Consider the following 22,025-nt stretch of genomic DNA (forward strand, 5'->3'; position numbering starts at 1 on the left):
GATAACTTGAAGAAACATCAATGGATTGCCACGCTGCTCTCTCTGGTCTGCACTGGTCTCGGGATGTTTTATATCGGGACGCCGGGCATGATTATAGGCGGAACGCTGCTTATAGCGCTTCAGGGAGCGGCTTTGTTTATTTTTTTCATGACATTAGGATTTTTGGGCCTGATTTTGGGTCCGCTCGCTATTGGGATTCATATTATAGGTCTGATTATACCGGTTATTTACTTCAACTATCGATCACCCAAGAAACCGATGTTCGATGAGAAGCGGAGACGCCAACTATCCTCTCCGTGGAAAATCGCCGTGCGGACGGTGATCGGACTTGCCCTGTTCGCCGGGTCCATACACGCGGGGTATACTTGGGGATCTGCTCCGTTCATGAAGACGGCCGCCGAGAAACGAGAGGTCCAGGAAGCGGCAGAGTCCTATTTGGAACAGAAGTACAACGAAACCTTTAAAGTAACGGACGTGAACTATACCTGGGCCATCGGCACATACAATCTGAGAGCCCATCCGGTGCAGTCCCCTGAGCTGGAATTCACGATTAGCAGCAATGATGCCAACCCTCCTGTCATATCGGAAGATACATATTTGAATTTGCTTTGGGGACAACAGCTGAGAGACCAGTTGAAACCTCTGCTGGCTGAGCTTTATCCGGATCAGGCGTTTGCGGATGCTTATGTCAACTCGGATTTCGACACGGTTGAGCGTGATTATAACCAACTCGCAAATGCCGACGGAAATGTCAGTCAGAATATCAGTTTAATCGTGTTCGCGGATTTGACGGCAGACAATCTGGCGCAAGAGAAGGAACGGGTGCTGGAGCTGACTCGGCGGCTGCCATCGGTGACGGTACAGGGGGAGACGGACCTTCACATTGAATATTATGGGGCGGATTTGAAGACGCCGGACCGTGTGAAGAAGATCGAGCAGGATTTTGATATGAATGGGAAAGAGAGCACCCATAGTTTCAGAGAGTTTGATATTTCGAAAATCACGTCCACGGATGACGTGGAGATCAGAGAACTGGAATGAAAATTTTGAAGGTTTGGATGAGTGCCTCTTCGATTAAAAGCCAGGCAGAGTTTGTGACTCTGCCTGGCTTTTTTAAAAAAGTAGTATTCGTTAGGGGAGTGAATAAATGGGAGCTTCAGCGCTTGGACAGATGAATGCTGCGCCCTTTCTGGGTTTGCGTCATGGTCAGCTTCAGGTTTAAGGCCGTGGCCATGTGTCGGACAGGAACGTAGAGGGTTTTCTTTATGAAGAGGGGTCCTTCGTACTTACGCTCATCGAGCTTGCAATGGTCCGATTCTTCAGGGCATAGCTTGGCTGGCTTATAAATGTCGATATCGTTCACACTCATATCTTGCGTTGCCCGTCGAATGATCGTATATCCCCACTTGTCGTTGCCCCATATCGATACCGCGGGACTGTTCGCAGCCTTCAAGTCATATTGATGAAAGTTGTCCAACTCCTCCTTCATCGTATAGGAAATCTCATACCCAATTGCATCGGCTAAGGACTTGAGCGGAACGTACGCTTTGCCTTTGTGAACAAGAACGTCCGTCATGGGAGTGCCTGCCACCTTTACGGAATAGTCTTCCGCGTCGTTAGCGGCTGCTTGTTCGCTGCTCCAGATTAGCGAAGCGGCTAGCAGGACACTTGTCAGCGCGAACAGCGATATGCTTCTGAATTTCACGATCAGGATAACCTCCTTCCGTTTTTCGATTGGGTATAGGCATCTAACTTACGAGCCTATCTATTATATAAACTCTTTTACAGGTCGATTGGTTAGCAAAAATCCTGCATATTAGCCTGACCTTATACTACAATACTACATACTCATAGTGTTCTTCGCATCCCGATAACCGGACAGTTTGTTTACGAAGAACGTAATAAGGAATGAGCAGAGCATGCTGGCTGCCATGGAGATCAGGAAGCCAATAGTGTTATTCGATGTGATGGGACCGATGAAAGAAGGCACGTAGGCGGTTCCCCGAACGCCGAATAAACCGACGAGCATGCCGCCAAGACCTGCGGAAGCAATCGCTCCAGCAAACACAAGTTTGTTCGAAAACATGAAGGGATAGGCAGCTTCAACGAAGGTGCCAAAACCCATATTGATGGCAAACCCGGGAGCTGCTACGGCCGCTTCTCCCTTATCCCGTGGAGCGATAATGTTGGCCAGCGTGATTCCTGCGGACACCATCACTAGACCGACCATATCGACCGCGCCGAGGAAGCTGTTGCTTGTTGTCTCCATCTCCAGCAGTACAATCGGCAGGATGGCCGCATGATAGACGCCGCCAATGATCGCGGGCCAGATCAGCAGGCCTGCAATCAATCCGGCTATGGCCGGACTCCAGGAGACAAGGGTTTCGATCAAGAATCGGATGCCTTGCCCTGCACTCAGCGCAATCGGCGCAATGAGGAAGTAAACCAGCAGCCCGGCAATCAGACCCGATATACCGCCTGCAACAATGTTGACCGTGGTTGCAGGGAAACGCCACTCCACGCATTGACGGAATATGTAATGGACGATGATACCTGCGCCAATTCCGCCAATGATGCCTCCGATAATGCCCCCTTCGACGGAAAGGACACCTGCCACGATGCCTGCCACGATGGATACCTCGTCCAGTTCGGATACCTGTTTGGCTGCAATGACAGCGACGATGACCGGCAGCGCCTTGATCAATAGATCAAACACCTCGGTCAGCGAGGATAACCCCGGGATTTTGCTGACTGCGAGGATCAGGGCCATACCTATGAAACCGGGGAGGGATGCCATCATAATGCCCCGAATATTGATGCGCCGCCATGGCGACGAGCTCCCGGACGCCCCGTGAAGATTCGCGGTTGCATTTCCGATGACCGGCCGGTACGTAAGCCGCCAATGCTTGCTGAGGGAAGTGACGAAGGTGACCGCGCGGGTTCGATTGGTGGTTCCGGTTGTACCCGAGGCGGCGATGACATGCGCGCCTTTGGTCTGTATGATGGCCATGGAAGTTCCGCCAGTACCGGTCACTGGCAGACGGAACTTGGCAGCAGCCTCAATGGCGTGCCGGTTGCTGCCCTCGGGGTCGGCACTCATCACGATGATGCCGTCAATTTCGCCGAGTTCAATCTGCTCGGCAATCTCCCGGTCCAGCTGTTCAGCCGCTTGATTGACCTGCTGAAGCGTACCCTCGGCGATAACGACCGGCTCCACTTGAGAGATGCTCCAGCTGTAAAGAGTGGCAGGCGTTGTATCCTTGGCTGCATCCATGGAGACCTGGGCAGCAATAAACTGCAGTGCCCCACAGGACAGGCCTGCGCTCTCCAGCTGCATCAATATTTCATCGAGCAGCTTGAGCGGGTCTTTGCCGCCGAGATTGTACAGATTGCCGCCGCTGCTTCCAATAATAGCGATTTGACGATTCATGACTTGCTGCCCCCCATATGTATGAAATTAGATTATTTCTATATTACAGCAGAGTTATAACTTGTTAAAGTGCTAAAATGTCATTCCCACATACAAACAAAAAAACCGCCATGCATAACCCGGTAATGGCTGCATGGCGGCTTGGCTATCTATGATCTATTCGTTGTTTTCGCTTGCAGCCGCGACGGCAGCTGCTTCTTCCGCTGCGGATTCAGCCGTTTCTTTAACGATTTGCAGCTTCGTGTAGCGGTGAGTCTTCTTCTCGATGACGGTAAACGTCAAGTCGCCGTAACTCCATGTATCACCTTTGGCAAGCTCGGAGTTATGTCCGTACAGCCAGCCGCCGATCGTATCCAGGTCATCGGTGCTCAAGTCGGTGTGAAGCAGGTCGTTGATCCGGTTAATGGATACCTTGCCATCCGCAATGATGCGGTTCGGCTCAGGCTGGGTCAGCTCGCGTTCTTCATCCTCGTCGAATTCGTCGCGGATCTCGCCGACGATCTCCTCCAGAATATCTTCAATGGTGATCATTCCGGAAGTGCCGCCATATTCATCGATCAGGATGGCCATATGCGTGCCTTCCTGCTGCATTTTCCGCAGCAGCTTCTTGATCGGAATCGCTTCGGATACCGTCATTGCCGGATGAATCAGCTTGGTCAAGTCGATGTTGGAATTGTCATCGAACTCCAGGAAGAACTGCTTGGTGTTTACCATACCGACGATCTGGTCTTTGTCACCGCGTACAACCGGAAAACGGGTGTACTGCTCGCGCTTGATGATTTGCAGATTGGTGGCAAGCGGCTTATCGACATACAGGCAGATCATATCGGTACGGGGTACCATTATCTCCTTGGCAAGCATATCATCAAAAGCAAAAATTCGGCTTACATAACCGTATTCGGCTTGGTTGATCTTTCCGCTCTCATAACTGTCGCTCAGAATCATGCGGAGTTCTTCTTCCGAGTGAGCTTCTTCGTGCTCACTGGCGGGATGCATGCCGAACAGACGAACGATCTTGTTGGCGGATCCGTTCAGCAACCAGATGAACGGGTACATGATCCGGTTAAACCAGATAATAGGTGTCGCACAGATGAACGACACGGCTTCCGCTTTATTAATAGCAATCGTCTTCGGCGCAAGTTCCCCGATAACGACGTGTATATAAGTCATGATAATAAATGCAAGCAAAAACGAAATTAGCGATGCGATAGCAGCAGGAATAGAGAAGCTATCAAACACCGGGTGAAGAATTTTCTCGATGGTCGGTTCCCCGAGCCAACCAAGACCGAGTGCCGTGATGGTAATTCCCAGCTGACACGCAGACAGGTATCCATCCAGATTCGAAGTTACCTTTTTGACGGCAAGCGCGCCTTTACGCCCTTCCATTACCAATTGGTCTACCCGGCTGGGACGAAGTCTTATGATAGCAAATTCCGTCATAACGAAAAAAGCGGTAGCTGCGATAAGCACAGCGACTAAGAATAAATTTAAGCCTATACTGTCATCCAAACAAAACACATCCTTTTTTATCTGATCCGAATTAGTTTTTTAATAACCATCACTTACTATGCATGGCTGTCAACATAATTCGACCGGAATTTTAAAGGGTCTAGCATCATGTGCTTGAGGAGCAGAAACATACCGGTATCCGTGGTGCGGCATGTAACGTTATGCAAGGAAGGCAGAGACACATGGCGTTTCGACTCCAGCATCAACCGAACAGGTTCCGGACTCTTGGGTACCGGCGTTGGCGATGGAAGAGTTCCTTCAGACGCTTCCATTCCCTGCGTTGCGGCAGCGGAATCGGAGATGTCCACCAGGGGAACATGCGTAACGGAAGCAATCAGAAGAAGGCCAAGTGTTGAACATATAATTCTGTTTGTCCTTCGTATGGGGTCCAAGTCGGATCGTCACTCCTACAATTCATAATCGATTTGTTCATGAAAAATATATGGCTTAATGGTCAGCGTATGAGTATGAGTCATTTGAGTTGTTGTACGTAATTTCACCACGAATGCGGTATTCAAAACAAGGTATATTGCTATTAATAATAAGAAAAAGTAAGCCACTATGTCAAATAACCGTTGCCTTCGGCTGTATAAACCCTTATAGATCAAGGATTTCCGGCATTCTCTGCCAAGCAAAAAAAGGACAACCCTCCGATTATCCGAAAGAGTTGTCCTATTAAGCAACGAACTATTTATGGTATGGCAGCTGTCTAATATAGCTGTCCGACAGATGGAGCAGCTGCAGCGAGCGTTCGAATTCTTCTTTGGTAGCCTGGGTCTTCTTCTCGTCCACGTTCGGAAGGGGATGCTTGGTTCCATCCTCAAAGCCGATTCCCGGAATGTACAGGGTCGTATTGTTGATAAATGTACCAGAAGGAAGGTAGTACCGTTCCGGCAGCAAGTTATTATCGGTGTTGTTTAACAGATCCTGACCGAAATGAAGCTGATTGTCCATCGATACGCCGAGCAGGTTGGCCACCGTCGGCAGGAGGTCGATCTGCCCGCCGACTTGTTCCTTCACTTCAGGCTGAAGGCCTTCTCCATGGATCATAAGCGGGATATTGATCATATCTCCGTAGTTATAATCACGGCCATAAATTTCGTGCATCAGTTCTTTATCCTTGTTGTCCAAGGAATATATAGGAAGTCCAAGGTGGTCGCCGTAGAGAACAACCAGGCTGTTATCCCACACGCCGTCTTTCTTCAGCTGCTCAATGAATTTACCAAGCGCATCATCGGCGTAATTCTGCGAGCGGATGTAGTCGCCGACAAAGGTGCCTTCATATCGCTCCGGCAGCGTCATCCGATATTTATCTTCGGGAATCGTGAACGGATGGTGAGCCGACATGGAGATGACTTGGGTATAGAACGGTTTATCGGCGTCGTCCATCTTCTTCAGCTCGGCCGATGTTTTGGAGTACAGGGCATCATCCGAGGCACCGAAGAACAGTTTATCTTCATCACCGAAGAACGCTTTATCGTAATAACGGTTGAACCCGAGGGCCTTGTACAGCTCTCCGCGGTTCCAGAATTCCACCACATTGGTGTGGAAAGTGGCTGTATCATAACCTTCTCCTTGCAGCAACCTTGGAAGGCTGGGCAGAACCCTGTCCGCATAATGCTGCGTTGCTGCTCCCCGCGGCGGAATGTAGAAGGATGTATTTACCACAAACTCGGCATCCGAGGTATTTCCTTGACCGACATTCTGGTAGAAGTTCGGGAAGTATAAGCTCTCTTTAGCGAGTTTGTTCAAGTTTGGCGTAATTTCCTTGCCATCCATGTTCAGACCGATCAGGAAATTCTGGAAGGACTCCATCTGGATGATGATTAGGTTCTTCCCTTTGGCTACACCTGAGAGCACAGCTTCCTGATCAGACGCCCCGACGCCCTTCAATTCGTTGACTTTATCCTGCGTGATGGCCTTGGCATCCACGAGCTCTTTGTTCTCCTGTTGGAAAATCGTATAGGCCTCATAATTAAGAATGCCCATTTCCTGCGCCTTCACGATTTCGTTCATGCTTGCGCGGTTCGGCATTATCTGGAATAGGCACAGCATTAAAGAGACGACAAAAACAATAGGAATGATTTTGCGCTTTTCTTTTTTGGCATGCCGAATCTTCCATTTTTTAACGCGATCACTGCGCCATAGTAGAAAAAACATACCGATGATATCCGTAAAGATTAGCAGATAGTAAGGGTCCATCAAGGAGAATACGCTATTGCTTACCGCGGTTACCTGATTGACCTGCTCCAGCGCGTGATACGTAACAATGACACCATAATATTTATAATACATAATGGCTGCAAAGAATATGGCGGTTAGCAATAAGTTAACACTCATATAGGCAGCGAGCTTTCGCTTGGAAGCGAACCATTCGATTAAGCTGAACACAAGCCAAATAAAAGGGATTTCCGTAATGAGCGGTTTCCATGGTATAACATCATCAAAAATGACCATCCAGGCCAGGTAGCTTTTGAGCAGCATAATGACAGAGAAAAATATAAAAGGCTTCGTAATCGTTAACCGAAACCGCGAGGTGGAGAACACCTGTATCGCCTTCCTTTCAATGCCGCCATAACCCATTTCCGAAAACTCCAGCGGCCATTCGTTATTTAAGAATCGATAGACGTTATTCTTACTGTTGATATACATTCTGTATACCATTTATTTTACAAAATGAATGAACAGAACTAATTATGACCTCTTCGGAGGAGGTTGTCAAAGAGTTAAAGTAAGTCCTTAGGCTTCTTATAACAACATGAAAAAGACAACGAAAAAACCGGCCATCGCCGGTTTTGTCAGGGCATTAGCAAATATTAATAAAGAAAAGACATGATCAGCGGTGCGGTTCCGAGGGTGAAGAGAGCGGCGACGATCATCGAAATGCTGGAAATAGTCCCCGAAAGGGAGCTGAATTCGAATGCCTTGGAGGTGCCGGTTCCATGGGCGCTGGTCCCAAACAGCACACCTCGGGCGATATCACCCCGAATCCGGAAGATCCGCATGACCAACGGCCCGATCATGGAGCCTAGAATCCCGGTCATAATGACAAAGACGGCGGTCATGTTCGGCACGCCCCCAATGACCTCGGAGACGTTCATGGCAATGGGCGTTGTTATGGAACGAGGTACGAGACTGGTGGCCAGCGAGCTGTTTAAGTGCATCCATTTAGCAAGAACTGCAGAGGATAACATCGCCAGAACCGAACCGGTCAGCACGCTGAGCATAATTTCGACCGCATGCTTTTTAAGGGTTTGGAAGTTTTTGTACAAAGGTACGGCAAAAGCGATCGTAGCCGGTCCAAGCAGCTTGCTGATCCACTTCGCCCCTTCATTGTATGATTCATAGGATACCCCCGTTTGTGTCAATATCACAACAATCAGTACCGGGGTGATCAGGAGCGGCGATAAATAGACCTTTGGCAGGCGGCGATACAGTCTTTTGGCCCCCCCATAAATCCCGACCGTCAATAATAAGCCGAGAATGACCGTCAGCAGGATGTTCATGGTGTTTTACGCTCCTTTCTGGATGAGATGAAGCCGGCAGTCAGTCCAGAGCTGACCATCACAATGACGGTGCTGAACAAAACCACGGCAAGAATCTGGAGTCCTTCGGCCTCCAGCATCGGGAAATATTTCATGATGCCGACCGCTGCAGGAATGAAGAACAGCAGCAATTCGGCGAGCAGCCAATTGGCGCCAAGCTCGATCCACTCCAGGCGGAGGACTTTGGTTTCGAGAAGTATAAACAACACAACGATTCCGAGAATGCTGCCCGGAATCCCTATATTCAGCCAAGCGGCCAGTTGATCCATCCCTAAGGAAAAAAGCATGAAACCGGCCACTTGGAGTGTTCCTTTTAACATGTTGATCATGACCGGGCTCCTTTATTTTCATTGTTGATGAAATTTTACAACGATAATTTTCATAGGTAAAATGCATATATCGAATGAGATGCATTCCATTTATCTATACATAGAAGAAACCGGAGGGAATATCGGATGGATATACGGCACCTGGAGTATTTTCTTGAGGTTGTGAGGAACCAAAGCTTCACCAAGGCCGCCGAGAAGCTGTATATTACGCAGCCAACGATCAGCAAAACGATTCGAAACATGGAGGACGAGTGGGGCGTAACCTTGTTCTACCGGCAGGGCAAGCGGATTGAGCTGACGGATGCGGGTCATATCATGTATCAGCAGGCGCAGCAGATGGTGGATTCTTTTCAGCGGGTATCGGCCGAACTGGAGGATCTCATGAACCTGAAGCGCGGCCATCTTCGGATTGGGCTTCCGCCCATGGTAGGCTCGAGCTTTTTTCCTGAGGTGATTGGGCAGTTCCACCGGGAGTATCCGAAGATTACCATTCAGTTGATAGAGGATGGGGCCAAGAAGGTGGAAGCGGATGTGGAAAGCGGTCAGACCGATATCGGAGTCGCGGTGCTGCCGGTCAATGAGGATGTATTCCACTATTATTCCTTTGTGAAAGAGAAGCTGAATCTGCTGGTCCATCCGTCCCACCGGCTGGCAGGCAGAGATCATGTACACCTGAATGAGCTAGCCGACGAGGCATTTGTGTTGTTTCGAGAGGACTTTACGCTCCATGACCGGATCATCCGCGAATGCGTCAACGCGGGCTTCGAGCCAAGGGTGGTCTACGAAAGCTCACAATGGGATCTCATCAGCGGCATGGTGGCCGCCAATCTGGGCATCGCGCTGCTCCCGGAGACGATCTGTAAGGAAATCGATTCTTCGCGCGTGACGATACTGCCGCTGGACAACCCGTCCATTCCCTGGCAGCTCGGGATGATTTGGAGGAAGGACCGGTACCTGTCCTTTGCCGTCAGGGAATGGATCAGCTTTACCCGCGCCCTGTTGGGTGAGCAGGATTAAGTTTGTTTTAAATTAAGGGGCATTTCATACATTTTCACGCCTTGGACATAATATCCATAGTAAGAGAACCATTTTACATGCCTTATATCCAAGGAGGAATGACATTCGTGAGTGGCCATGAACATGATGGTGATAATGGAACGAACCCAGGTCGGGAAGGCTTTGCCCAGAACCGCGGCGAGACGGAGCGGGAGGATACGCTGACTAATCGTCAGGGACATCCTATTTCGGATAATCAGAATGTGAGAACGGTAGGGAATCGGGGTCCGATGACCCTGGAAAATTATCATTATCTGGAGAAGATCACGCACTTTGACCGGGAACGCATTCCGGAGCGCGTCGTGCATGCACGGGGTGCTGGCGCTCACGGTTACTTCGAAGCATACGGGAAAGTAGGCGATGAGCCTGTTTCGAAGTATACCCGGGCCAAGTTGTTTCAGGTTGAAGGCAAGCGCACGCCGGTGTTTGTCCGGTTCTCAACCGTTATCCACGGTTCCGGCTCACCTGAAACGCTTCGGGATCCGCGCGGGTTTGCCGTGAAATTTTACACCGAAGAAGGCAACTGGGATCTGGTTGGGAATAACTTGAAAATATTTTTTATCCGCGATCCGCTCAAATTTCCGGACATGGTTCATGCGTTCAAGCCGGATCCCGTATCCAACGTTCCGGGTCCAGTCGGCATGTTCGACTTTGTATCCCGTTCCCCGGAAGCGACGCATATGATCACGTTTGTCTTCTCCCCATGGGGCATTCCGGCCAACTACCGTCAAATGCAGGGCTCAGGTGTAAATACATACAAATGGGTCAATGCAGATGGCCATAGTGTGCTGATCAAATACCATTGGGAGCCGCTCAAGCAAGGCATTAAGAACCTCACGCAGGAAGAAGCAAACAAGATCCAGGCCATGAATGACAGCCACGCAACGCAGGATTTATATGAGGCCATTGAACGCGGGGATTATCCGGAATGGGAGTTATGCGTTCAGATTATGAGCGATGATGAGCACCCGGAGCTGGAATTTGATCCGCTTGATGCAACCAAGCTGTGGCCGGCAGATCAATTCCCGTTCCTGAAGGTAGGCAAAATGGTGCTGAATCGCAATCCGGAGAACTACTATAACGAAGTGGAGCAAGCGGCCTTCGGTACGGGCGTACTGGTGGATGGACTCGATTTCTCGGACGACAAGATGCTGCAAGGTCGTACATTTTCTTACTCGGATACCCAGCGGCATCGCGTCGGCACGAATTATCTGCAGCTGCCGATCAATGCGCCGAAGAAGCGGGTCGCTACCAACCAGCGCGGCGGGCAGATGTCTTATTACGTGGATAAGGCACCAGGGCAAAGCCCGCATGTGGATTACGAGCCTTCCATGACCGACGGTTTAGTGGAAGCCTCGCAGACAGCAAAACCGCATCAGCCCCATTATGATGCCAACCTCGTCCGGCAAAAGCTGGACCGTCCGCTGGACTTCAAGCAGGCCGGGGATACGTACAGAGCCTTTGAGGATTGGGAGCGAAACGACTTGATTCGCAATCTGGTGGGTGCGCTCATCCAATGTGATATCCGGATTCAAGACAAGATGGTGGAATATTTTACGAAGGCGGATGAGGAATATGGACGCCGCGTACGGGAAGGACTCGAGCAGGCCAGAAAGGGCTCGAACGAGCCCGACCGAGAGCAGGCGGTTGAGGATGCTAACCGCATGGGCCATGAGGCGGATCCTTACTAAAATCTGCTAAGCCGGAAGAGGTCTTCAGGTTATCTTTTGCATTGGCAATTGAGCAGCCGCCTGCACCGTGATAAATGTGCAGGCGGCTGTATTATTTGAGGTTGTAAAATATTTGCGGAATGTTAAGATGTTGCAAGGAATCAAAGCGATACATATCGAATCAACATAGAACCATGGGAAGAGGAGGCTTGCTCTATGGCAATACAAGCGGGAATCATCGGCTACGGCCTGTCCGGGTCGGTGTTTCATGCACCTATCCTGAGAAGCGTGCCGGATTACAAAGTCCACACGGTCGTGTCATCCGATCCGGACAAGGTTCATAATGATTTGCCTGATACGGCGGTTGTTGATAGCGTGGATGAGCTTTTGTCTAATCCGGATATTGATGTTGTCATCATTACGAGTCCGAATGCAACGCATTACGAATATACCCGGTTAGCCATCGAGGCTGGTAAGCATGTGGTCGTCGAGAAGCCGTTCACCGTAACATCCGCAGAAGCGGACCAACTGATTGATTTGGCCAAGCAGAAGGGAGTTCTGCTGACGGTATATCACAACCGCCGCTGGGACAATGACTTTCTGACCGTTCGCAATCTGCTGGAGACGGGAGCGCTCGGCAAGCTTTCCATTTACCAGTCCCAGTTCAGCCGCTACCGTCCGGAAGTGCAATCGGAGCGGTGGAGGGAACGGGGAATTCCCGGGTCCGGCATCCTGTACGATTTGGGTTCGCATCTGCTTGATCAGGCGCTGTTTCTGTTTGGGCTGCCGGAGACACTGTGGGCGGATTTGAGAACGGAGCGCAAAGGGTCCAAAGCCCATGATTATTTTCATCTAGTGCTGGGGTACAAAACGTTTCGCGTTATTCTGCATTCCGGTTCGCTGGTGCGGCAAGCCGGCCCGAAATTCGAGCTGCACGGCGATAAAGGAAGCTTCCTGAAATATGGAACGGACCCTCAGGAAGGCCAGCTGAAGCAGGGAATGCGCCCAGGGGATGCGGGCTGGGGTGAGGACCAGCCGGACCAATACGGGGAGCTTGCTACCGAGCTGAGCGGGCTGGCGGTTCAGGGCGAGATTGAGACGCTGCCCGGACGCTACCAGGCCTTTTATCAGGGTCTGGCCGAAGCGATTCTTCAGGATGGCCCGTTGCCCGTACAGCCTGAAGAAGCCCGTAACGTCATCCGCATGATCGAGTACGCGGTTCAGAGTCATCAGAAGGGCCGATTGATCAAAATCACGTGAAACCTGCTGCGTCCGGTGACAGGGCTTTCTTTGGCTAACACATAGTTTGCTCCGATTTGTGGGATATTAGGTGATGCAACCCTTGTACGTCTTTCATGAGGGGAATCAATCCATATCACAACAAGAAGGAGAGAACGGATATGAAGAAACGTGGTATCCTTCGGTCGGCCTTTGCGCTTCTGATGAGCTTGGCGGTGATGCTGACCATCACCGGAGCGGCTTTGGCGGCAGGAAGCGGTCCGTTTCATTTTGGATTCAAAAAAAGCGTCAATGGCCAGCTGCCCTCCATCAACGAGGAGGGTTTTAAGGAGCTTCTGCAAAAATACGGCGCGATCTTCATGGGCGATGCCGAGCAGAAGGAGCTTTATCTTACGTTTGATAACGGATACGAGAACGGATATACCTCCCGTATCCTAGATACGCTCAAAGAGAAGAAGGTGCCTGCCACCTTTTTCGTGACCGGGCACTACGTAAAGACACAGGAAGATCTGCTGAAGCGGATGACGGCGGAGGGACACATTATCGGCAACCATTCCTGGAATCATCCGGATGTGACCACGATCTCGGCAGAGAAGCTGACCGAGGAACTGGATCGGGTGAAGAAGGAGGTTATGCGCATAACCGGTCAGCCGGATATGAAGTATTTGCGTACACCGCGCGGCATTTTCGATGAGCGATCGCTGGCGACCAGCCAACAATTGGGTTATACCAATGTATTCTGGTCGCTCGCGTATATGGATTGGGACGTGAAGTCCCAGCGCGGTGCGCAGTATGCTTATGATAAGGTAACCGCGCAGCTCCATCCGGGCGCTGTGATTCTGCTGCACTCGATCTCCAAGGACAACACCGAGGCGCTTGGGCGGATCATTGACGAAGCCAGGAACCGGGGGTACGAGTTCAAGAGTTTGGATCAGATGCAGAAGAAAGCCCCGTAAATATTTGTTGCATACAGCGTGCAGAACGCGATCCTGTCAGGATGCCGTCTGCACGCTTTTTGTTGCCGAATGAAGCTGGATGCTTCGCTTTCAGGAACGAATGTTTGGTATAATACCCTTCATAGAACATGAACGAAGGAGACCATCATGCCTCATACTATTCAAATATCCGTCAGGCCGCTGGTGGAATATGTCTTTCGCAGCGGCAGCATTACCTCGGGTTTTCGCACGGCGACCTCCCTTACCGAGGGGACCCGTGCACATCAACAGGTACAGCGCGATTATGGTGAGAACGATCAGAAGGAAGTTCAGCTGGAAGTGGAGATTCCTTACGAGGACTTTCTGTTTGTGGTGGAAGGCCGCTGCGACGGTCTGATTCAAGAGGAAGAGCGGATGATGATTGACGAGATTAAGTCGACCTCCGGCGATTTAGGCGAGATTACGGAGCACACGTACCCGGTTCATTGGGCGCAGGCCCAAATGTATGCCTTTATGTACGCGAAGCAGCATGAGATTCCGAAGATGGCGGTGCGATTAACCTACTTCCAAGTCCCGAGTGGAGAGCGGAAGCAGTTCGTACAAGAATGGAGCTTCGCCCAGCTGGAGTCCTTCGTATTGGAGGTCGTGGCGGCTTATGCACCTTATGCCAACCTGCTGCGGGAACACGGCGAGCGGAGGGATCGAAGCATCCAGGAACTGAAGTTTCCGTTTCCCGCCTACCGCGAGGGGCAGCGGAAGCTGGCCGGAGCCGTCTATAAAAGCATCGGGGAAGGACGGAAATTGTTTGCCAAAGCACCAACGGGCATAGGGAAAACGATATCCACGCTGTTTCCTTCGGTTAAAGCGATCGGCGAAGGCCTGTTGTCGCGGATTTTTTATCTGACAGCCAAGACGATCACCCGAACGACCGCGGAGGAAGCCATGGCGCGCATGGAGCGTCAAGGACTCTGCATGCATACGGTCACGCTGACGGCGAAGGACAAGATTTGTTTCCGTGAAGCTGAGGGCTGCGGTCAGATGGGCTGCGTGTTCTCGGAGGGCTACTATGACCGGATTAATGGCGCCATACTGGATCTGCTCTCGAATGAAACGTTGATTACGAGGCCCGTTATTGAAGAGTACGCCCGGAAGCATACGGTGTGTCCGTTTGAGTTCTCGCTGGATGCCGCGTACGCCGCCGATGCCGTCATCTGCGATTACAACTATGTGTTTGACCCGCGTGTATCCTTCAAGCGGATGCCGGAGGACGTCAAGAAGCGCAGTGTGCTGCTCATTGACGAGGCGCACAATCTGGTAGACCGGGCGCGGGGAATGTTTTCGGCTGAGCTGAATAAATCGGCTTTTCTGGAACTGCAACGAGCTTACAAAGAGAGCAATCCCGCGCTTTACAACGCCGCGAAGCGGGTGAATAACCGATTTAAAGTGCTGCGCAAGGTTAGTAGGGAGGAAGAGCGGATTGTCGGGTCCCAGCAGCCGGAGATGATGGTGGAGCTGCTGGAGGATTTTTCGCTCCAGGCAGAGGCCGAACTGATGACTGGCAAGAGCGGGGATGAAGCCGATGCGCTTCTGGAGTGCTATTTTGCTGTGCAGGGGTATCTGCGCATCTCCAAGCTGTATGACGACCGCTTTGTCACGTATGCGGAGATGAGTCAGAGCGAGGTGTTTCTCAAGCTGTTTTGTCTGGACCCCTCGTATTTGCTCCAGCAAGCGGGAAAAAACTACCGCTCCAGCGTATTTTTCTCGGCAACCCTCATGCCGCTCGGGTATTACCGCGACATGCTGGGAGCAGAGGAAGAGGACTACAGTCTCTCGATTCCCTCCCCCTTCTCTTCCGAGCAATTGGATGTTCGAATTTTGCCGTTATCGACGCGCTTTAAGGATCGGGAGCGCAATAGCGAGGCCATCGTTCGCATGCTGAGTGCGCTGGTTCAGGAAAAGCCGGTGAACACCCTGATCTTCCTGCCGTCCTATCCTTACATGCAGGATATTCATGAGGCGTTTGCAAGAATGAATCCTGGAGCCCGTACCTTGCTTCAGGGGCATGGGATGAGTGAGGAGGAGCGGGAGGCATTCCTGAATGCCTTCCAGGCGGATGCGGAAGATCCGCTGATCGGCTTTGCCGTGATGGGCGGTATTTTCTCCGAAGGCATTGATTTGAAGGGAGAACGGCTTTCGAGCGTCGTGGTCATCGGCGTAGGATTGCCGCAGCTATCCTTCGAGAATGATATCATCAAGGATTATTTCGACCGTACCGGCAAGCGGGGATACGATTATGCCTATGTGTACCCGGGCATGAACAAAGTGCTGCAGGCCGGAGGGCGCTTGATCCGCTCAGAGCAGGACAGCGGGACACTGACGCTAGTGGATGACCGCTTTCTAAATCGCCAGTATGGGATGCTGCTGCCGGAGGAATGGAGGCACTACAGGCGCATCTAATTTTTGCTTGAGATGTTGACACCTGGAAATATGACCCCTATAATACGGATATATTAATTTAGCTGAAGGAGGCTGATGTCAAATGGTTATGATGCATAGTGGATGGGTCGCATTGACGTTGGTCTCTTTGGACGGGAAATTCTAATGGTATAGGGGTATAAGGCATGTAATCATACTTGTCTTTAACTCCCTACTCAAGAACCCGCAGGAGACCGTGCTTGGTATCCTGCGGGTTTTTTGTGTCTATTTAAGGGCTTGGTATGACCTTTAACGGCTTGACTGTGGCTGTATGGGGGTTGATGCCTTCTTCTTGTATAGATTCAGATCAGCCGCGGATACAAATCTGCGGTTTTTTTTGTGTTTGATAACAACCAATCCAATAACGATAAGGGGATATCACGAATTTGACTAAACAAGACATGACTACGCTGCAAGCATATGGATGGAATGAACATTGGAGTTTGCTGGCTGAGCAGATCCCGCAGCAGGATAAAGCGCTGGTTCCGGCACGCATCACAGCCCAATTCTCGAAGCAATACCGCATTATCACGCAAGAGGGAGAGCAGTCCGCGATTGTCACGGGCAAATACGAATACGAGGCAACCAGCAAAAGTGACTTTCCCGCTGTTGGCGATTGGGTCATGGTGGAACCGCTGCAAGGGGAATCCCGTGCCGTCATTCATAAGCTGCTCCCCCGCCAATCTGCTGTGACGCGCAAGGAAGCAGGAAGCGTGCCGGATGAGCAGATCATTGCCGCGAACATGGATACCGTGTTTATCATTAACGCACTCAACAAGGATTTTAGTGTTCGCCGGATTGAACGCTACCTGATTGCGGTCTGGGAGAGCGGAGCCGCACCGGTTGTGCTGCTTACCAAGGCGGATCTATGTGAATCGCCGGAAGATTATGTCGCACAGGTAGAGGCTGTTGCACCGGGCGTGCCGGTTTATGCGGTGAGCTCCTTGATGGATCAAGGAAAGAAGCAGCTGCAGCCTTATCTGATACAGGGGAAGACGATTGCCATTACGGGTACCTCCGGGGCCGGTAAATCCACCCTCCTGAACTGGCTGTCCGGCCAGGAGCTGCAGCGGGTTCAGGGGATACGTGAAGAAGACGCAAGGGGACGGCATACCACGACGCACCGGGAGCTTTTCGTGCTGCCGGGAGGCGCGATTATGGTGGATACGCCAGGCATGCGGGAGCTGCAGCTGTGGGATTCGGAAGAAGGGTTCGAGGCAACCTTTGCGGATGTTTCCGCACTGGTGCAGCAGTGCCGGTTCCAGGATTGCCGCCATGAGACGGAGGCCGGCTGTGCGGTTCAGGAAGCGCTGCAGGCCGGAACGCTGGATGCAAAACGATATGCGAACTACAAGAAAACGGAGCGGGAGCTCGCCTATATTGCCAGTAAAGAGAGGGTCAGCACCCGCCGCCAGAATAAGAGCTCAGGCAAGTCCTCGCGGAAGAGCGAGAGAGACCGCAGAGGGAACTACCAGCAGCTTATGTACGATGACGAATAATGGATGTTACGAGAGGTCCGGAGTCGATTTGACTTCGGTCTTCTTCGGGTATATAGTTAGGGAACCAAATAAATTGGCAGACTATCTATTTGTTTAAGTAGTTGCAGAAAAGAGGTGGACCATGGAAGAGAATATACATCCAGATTTACCCAAAGGGAACAACGGGAAAGAGGAAAAAGATTCGCGGGAAGGGCTGTGCATGAAGGCTGACCGGCGAGAAGATAGCGTAGCCGGCAGGCTCTTGTACAGCATTCGCATGTTCCATAAGCAGGAATGGGATCGGCACTTGATTTCCGGCCATACGCCCGGCGAGATTCGCGTTCTGATGGGGCTTAAACATCATATCGTGCCTGATGGTCCTGGCATGAAAGTGTCCGAAATCAGCAGTATGATGAATGTTACGTCACCGACGATCACTCAATTTATCAACGCTCTGGAGAGCAAAGGTCTGGTGGAGCGGGTGATGGATGTACAGGATCGACGTGCGGTGCGTGTGCAGCTTACGGAGGAAGGGAATCGCGTTGTCCAAGAAACCTATCAGAACGTCAGAAACAACTTTAACGAGCTGGTGGAATTTTTAGGAGAAGAGGACAGCGTCAAACTAACGGAGCTGTTAACGAAGGTGTATCATTTTCGCGAGCAAAAGCACAAAACGAACGAAACGACTTCAGACAATGAGTAGGGGTGGGGAATTTGTTAAAACTGTTTCACTATTTGAAACCGTACCGGACAGCGGTCATTTTTGTCCTGCTGTTCACATTTTTCCAGTGTCTGTCTGATCTTTACCTGCCGACCTTGATGGCGGACATCGTGGATATCGGCATCGTGAAGGGAGATGTGCCTTATATTTGGCGTGTGGGCGGCTTTATGCTCCTGGTAGCAGCAGGGGGCATGGTGTGCTCCATTGCCGCGAGTTATTTGGCATCCAAATCAGCTACGGGATTCGGGAAGATTGTTCGGGGACGCGTCTTCTCCCATGTCGAAAATTTCACGCTGCAGGAATTTGACAAGATCGGTACGGCATCCCTGATTACCCGTACAACGAACGACATTACGCAAGTGCAGCAGGTCACGATCATGATCCTTCGCATGATGGCGCTTGCGCCGATGATGTGTATTGGGGGCATTATAATGGCCGTATCGAGAGACCCTGGATTGACCACGGTCCTTCTCATCGTCCTGCCAATTCTGGCCCTGGCTATTTTCCTCATCGCCAAAAAAGGGATTCCGCTCTTCAAAGCGATCCAGGTGAAGATCGATACGCTGAGCCGCGTGCTGAGGGAGAATCTGACCGGAATCCGGGTCATTCGTTCATTTAACCGGATGAATCATGAAACCGTCCGCTTTAATGATGCAAACGAGGATTTGACAGCCACCTCCATCAAAGTGAATAAAATCATGGGTGCGATGATGCCTGTCATGATGCTGGTCATGAACTTTGCAACGCTGGCTATAGTTTGGTTCGGGGGGCTGCGAATCGATAGTGGCCACATGAAGGTCGGCGACCTTATGGCATTTCTCCAATACGCGATGATGATTATGTTCTCGCTGATCATGCTATCCGTCATGTTTGTCATGATTCCGCGTGCACAGGCATCGGCGGTCCGGATCAATGAGGTATTGAACATGATGCCGGAGATCCATGATCCGAAGCAGCCGCGTAATACCGGCGTGCAGCAGGGATCGATTGAATTCCAGGATGTGACCTTCTATTATCCGGGTGCAGAGGAGCCCGCCATATCCGATATTTCCTTCCGTGCCGGGCCGGGTGAAATCACCGCCATTATCGGTGGAACCGGTTCGGGAAAATCGACGATGATCAGCTTAATCCCTCGTTTTTATGACGTGAGCTCGGGACGGATTCTCGTTAATGGTACGGATATTCGGGACATGCTTCAGGAGGACCTGCGGAGCCGGATCGGATTCGTACCGCAGAAGGCGCTGCTCTTCACCGGGACCATCGCGGAGAATATCCGTTATGGTAAGGAAGATGCGACGGACGAGGAAATCCGGCATGCAGCGAAGGTTGCTCAGGCGGCCGATTTCATCTCATCCATGGAAGGCGGGTACGATGCCGAGATTTCGCAAGGCGGCAGCAACGTATCCGGAGGTCAGAAGCAGCGGCTCTCGATTGCAAGGGCGCTGGTTCGCAGACCCGAGATTTATGTGTTTGACGACAGCTTCTCGGCGCTGGATTTCAAGACGGATGCCAATCTTCGCGCAGCGCTCCGCGAGGAAACGACGGAAGCTACCGTTCTGATTGTTGCTCAGCGGGTAAGCACCGTCATGGACGCTGACCGGATTGTTGTACTGGATGAGGGACGTATAGCTGGCATCGGCACGCATGAGGAGCTTATGGGTTCCAGCGATGTGTACCGCGAAATCGTCACCTCGCAGCTGTCAGAGGAGGAGATCGCATGAGTGAGAAGAAACGGGGAGGACATCCTCGGGGACCGGGCGGTCCCTTTGGCGGCGGACCGCACGGTCCTGGAATGGCGGGGGAGAAAGCCAAGGATTTCAAAGGCACTTTTCGCCGGTTAACGCGATATCTCAAACCGCATACCGGCAAGCTGATGATCGTCTTGATCGCAGCTATTCTCAGTACGATATTCAGCATCGTGAGCCCGAAAATATTGGGGGATGCAACCACGATCCTGTTCAAAGGCTTCCTGGCCAAGATGCAAGGCGTGCCGGGGGCCGGGATCGATTTTGACGCGATTCGGACGATCATGCTCTGGCTTGCAGGCTTGTATCTCTTAAGCTCACTGTTTGCTTACATCCAGCAATATGTTATGGCTGGCGTGGCCCAGCGGACCGTGTATGATTTGCGCAAGGATGTTTACAACAAACTCGGCCGTTTGCCGCTTAAATATTTTGACGCTCGGACGCATGGGGAAACGCTGAGCCGGGTGACCAACGATATGGACAATATCAGCAGCACGCTTCAGCAGAGCTTGACGCAGATGATTACCTCAATAGTCACGCTGGTCGGCGTCATCGTGATGATGCTCACGATCAGCCCGCTGTTGACGTTAGTGGTTATTCTGACCCTACCGCTTAGTGTGATAGTTACAATTGTGGTTGCCAAGCGCTCGCAGAAGCATTTTGTGGCTCAGCAGAAGCATTTGGGTGAGTTGAACGGGCATGTGGAAGAAATGTACACGGGTCATAAAGTGGTGAAAGCCTTTGGCCGGGAACGACAGTCCATGGAACAATTTAATGAGGTTAACGACAAGCTCTATGATGCCGGGTGGAGAGCCCAGTTTATATCGGGTACCATTATGCCGCTGATGGGTTTTGTCGGCAATATCGGTTATGTGATCGTCAGTGTTGTCGGCGGTGTGTTGGTTACCCGCAGAGCGATTGAGATCGGGGATATTCAGGCATTCATTCAATATTCACGCCAATTCACGCAGCCGATCACCCAGCTTGCGAATATCGCAAACGTCATTCAATCTACCATAGCATCGGCAGAGCGCGTATTTGAAGTGCTGGATGAGGAAGAAGAAGTGTCAGAGCATACAGCTCCGGCAGCACTCAAGCAGCCGCTTGGCGATGTGTCTTTCGAGAACGTGAGTTTCGGCTATAAAGCAGACCAGCTTCTGATCGAGGATATGAATGTAGACGTAAGGCACGGGCAAACGGTCGCCATCGTCGGCCCGACCGGTGCAGGCAAGACTACGCTCATTAATCTGCTGATGCGGTTCTATGAGCTGAATAAGGGCAAGATTACGATAGACGGCACGGATATTACGGCTCTTCGGCGCGGTGAACTCCGCAGCCTGTTCGGGATGGTGCTGCAGGATACATGGCTCTTTAACGGGACTATCCGGGACAATATCGGATATGGACGCGAAGGTGCCACGGAACAAGAGATCATCCGAGCGGCGGAAGCGGCTCACGCGGATCACTTCATCCGGACATTGCCGGATGGCTACGATACCATTCTGAACGAGGAGGCCTCCAACATATCGCAAGGGCAGAAGCAGCTTCTTACGATTGCGCGTGCCATTCTGGCCAACCCGTCGATTCTGATCCTCGACGAGGCCACCAGCAGCGTGGATACGCGGACGGAGCTCTATATCCAGAAAGCGATGAATGAGCTGATGAAGGACCGGACCAGCTTTGTCATTGCGCATCGGCTGTCCACGATCCGGGATGCGGACCTGATTCTGGTCATGAACAAGGGCAGCATTATCGAGCAGGGAACCCATGAAGAGCTGCTGTCTCAAGGCGGCTTCTATGCGGACCTGTATAACAGTCAATTCAGCGACCAGCATGAGGCTGGATAGCGAGGCGAGGATTACCATCATAAGAAGACCCATTCGAGTGCGGAGT

Annotated in this window: 16 protein-coding genes; 10 read left to right on the forward strand and 6 right to left on the reverse strand. The window is 51.4% G+C overall.

Annotation, left to right across the window (positions count from 1 at the left end; genetic code table 11):
* Positions 1-6 precede the first annotated feature (6 nt).
* The gene (locus ABEW73_RS18010; RefSeq protein WP_430166748.1) at positions 7-1,041 is read left to right on the forward strand and encodes a hypothetical protein; all 1,035 of its coding nucleotides are present in this window, start codon (positions 7-9) and stop codon (positions 1,039-1,041) included.
* 115 nt (positions 1,042-1,156) lie between these two features.
* Here the strand turns inward: ABEW73_RS18010 and ABEW73_RS18015 are convergent, their stop codons facing one another.
* The 6 genes from ABEW73_RS18015 to ABEW73_RS18040 form a co-directional block, all read right to left on the reverse strand.
* Complete coding sequence (locus tag ABEW73_RS18015) at positions 1,157-1,705, reverse strand: hypothetical protein (RefSeq protein WP_430166750.1); 549 nt, start codon at positions 1,703-1,705, stop codon at positions 1,157-1,159.
* 135 nt (positions 1,706-1,840) lie between these two features.
* Positions 1,841-3,430, reverse strand: coding sequence for a PTS sugar transporter (locus ABEW73_RS18020; RefSeq protein WP_430166751.1), 1,590 nt, complete (start codon positions 3,428-3,430; stop codon positions 1,841-1,843).
* A gap of 156 nt (positions 3,431-3,586) precedes the next feature.
* Positions 3,587-4,939: a hemolysin family protein gene (locus ABEW73_RS18025; RefSeq protein WP_430166753.1), complete on the reverse strand. Its 1,353-nt coding sequence runs from the start codon at positions 4,937-4,939 to the stop codon at positions 3,587-3,589.
* Positions 4,940-5,626: 687 nt separating this feature from the next.
* On the reverse strand, positions 5,627-7,486 hold the full coding sequence (locus ABEW73_RS18030; protein ID WP_430166914.1) for an LTA synthase family protein: 1,860 nt from the start codon (positions 7,484-7,486) through the stop codon (positions 5,627-5,629).
* Between the two features lie 269 nt (positions 7,487-7,755).
* The gene (locus tag ABEW73_RS18035) at positions 7,756-8,445 is read right to left on the reverse strand and encodes a CidB/LrgB family autolysis modulator (protein WP_430166757.1); all 690 of its coding nucleotides are present in this window, start codon (positions 8,443-8,445) and stop codon (positions 7,756-7,758) included.
* Positions 8,442-8,813: a CidA/LrgA family protein gene (locus ABEW73_RS18040; RefSeq protein WP_430166758.1), complete on the reverse strand. Its 372-nt coding sequence runs from the start codon at positions 8,811-8,813 to the stop codon at positions 8,442-8,444. Before ABEW73_RS18040 ends, ABEW73_RS18035 begins: the two co-directional genes overlap by 4 nt.
* A 126-nt stretch (positions 8,814-8,939) precedes the next feature.
* Here ABEW73_RS18040 and cidR point away from each other — a divergent pair, with 126 nt between their 5' ends.
* From cidR to ABEW73_RS18085, 9 genes are all read left to right on the forward strand, one after another.
* Positions 8,940-9,830, forward strand: a complete 891-nt coding sequence (cidR, locus tag ABEW73_RS18045; protein ID WP_430166759.1) for a cidABC operon transcriptional activator CidR — start codon at positions 8,940-8,942, stop codon at positions 9,828-9,830.
* Positions 9,831-9,937: 107 nt separating this feature from the next.
* Positions 9,938-11,560: a catalase gene (locus tag ABEW73_RS18050; RefSeq protein ID WP_430166761.1), complete on the forward strand. Its 1,623-nt coding sequence runs from the start codon at positions 9,938-9,940 to the stop codon at positions 11,558-11,560.
* Between the two features lie 195 nt (positions 11,561-11,755).
* Positions 11,756-12,799, forward strand: a complete 1,044-nt coding sequence (locus tag ABEW73_RS18055; protein WP_430166763.1) for an oxidoreductase — start codon at positions 11,756-11,758, stop codon at positions 12,797-12,799.
* A gap of 140 nt (positions 12,800-12,939) precedes the next feature.
* Positions 12,940-13,734, forward strand: coding sequence for a delta-lactam-biosynthetic de-N-acetylase (pdaA, locus tag ABEW73_RS18060; RefSeq protein WP_430166764.1), 795 nt, complete (start codon positions 12,940-12,942; stop codon positions 13,732-13,734).
* Between the two features lie 147 nt (positions 13,735-13,881).
* Positions 13,882-16,170: an ATP-dependent DNA helicase gene (locus ABEW73_RS18065; RefSeq protein WP_430166765.1), complete on the forward strand. Its 2,289-nt coding sequence runs from the start codon at positions 13,882-13,884 to the stop codon at positions 16,168-16,170.
* Between the two features lie 404 nt (positions 16,171-16,574).
* A complete protein-coding gene (gene rsgA, locus ABEW73_RS18070) occupies positions 16,575-17,687 on the forward strand; it encodes a ribosome small subunit-dependent GTPase A (RefSeq protein WP_430166767.1) in 1,113 nt (370 codons plus the stop codon).
* Between the two features lie 121 nt (positions 17,688-17,808).
* On the forward strand, positions 17,809-18,369 hold the full coding sequence (locus ABEW73_RS18075; protein ID WP_430166768.1) for a MarR family winged helix-turn-helix transcriptional regulator: 561 nt from the start codon (positions 17,809-17,811) through the stop codon (positions 18,367-18,369).
* A gap of 11 nt (positions 18,370-18,380) precedes the next feature.
* Positions 18,381-20,108: an ABC transporter ATP-binding protein gene (locus tag ABEW73_RS18080; RefSeq protein WP_430166769.1), complete on the forward strand. Its 1,728-nt coding sequence runs from the start codon at positions 18,381-18,383 to the stop codon at positions 20,106-20,108.
* On the forward strand, positions 20,105-21,979 hold the full coding sequence (locus tag ABEW73_RS18085; protein WP_430166771.1) for an ABC transporter ATP-binding protein: 1,875 nt from the start codon (positions 20,105-20,107) through the stop codon (positions 21,977-21,979). Before ABEW73_RS18080 ends, ABEW73_RS18085 begins: the two co-directional genes overlap by 4 nt.
* Positions 21,980-22,025: the final 46 nt, after the last annotated feature.

It is taken from the genome of Paenibacillus lautus (genome assembly GCF_050482385.1).
Classification (GTDB): domain Bacteria; phylum Bacillota; class Bacilli; order Paenibacillales; family Paenibacillaceae; genus Paenibacillus_AQ; species Paenibacillus_AQ lautus_B.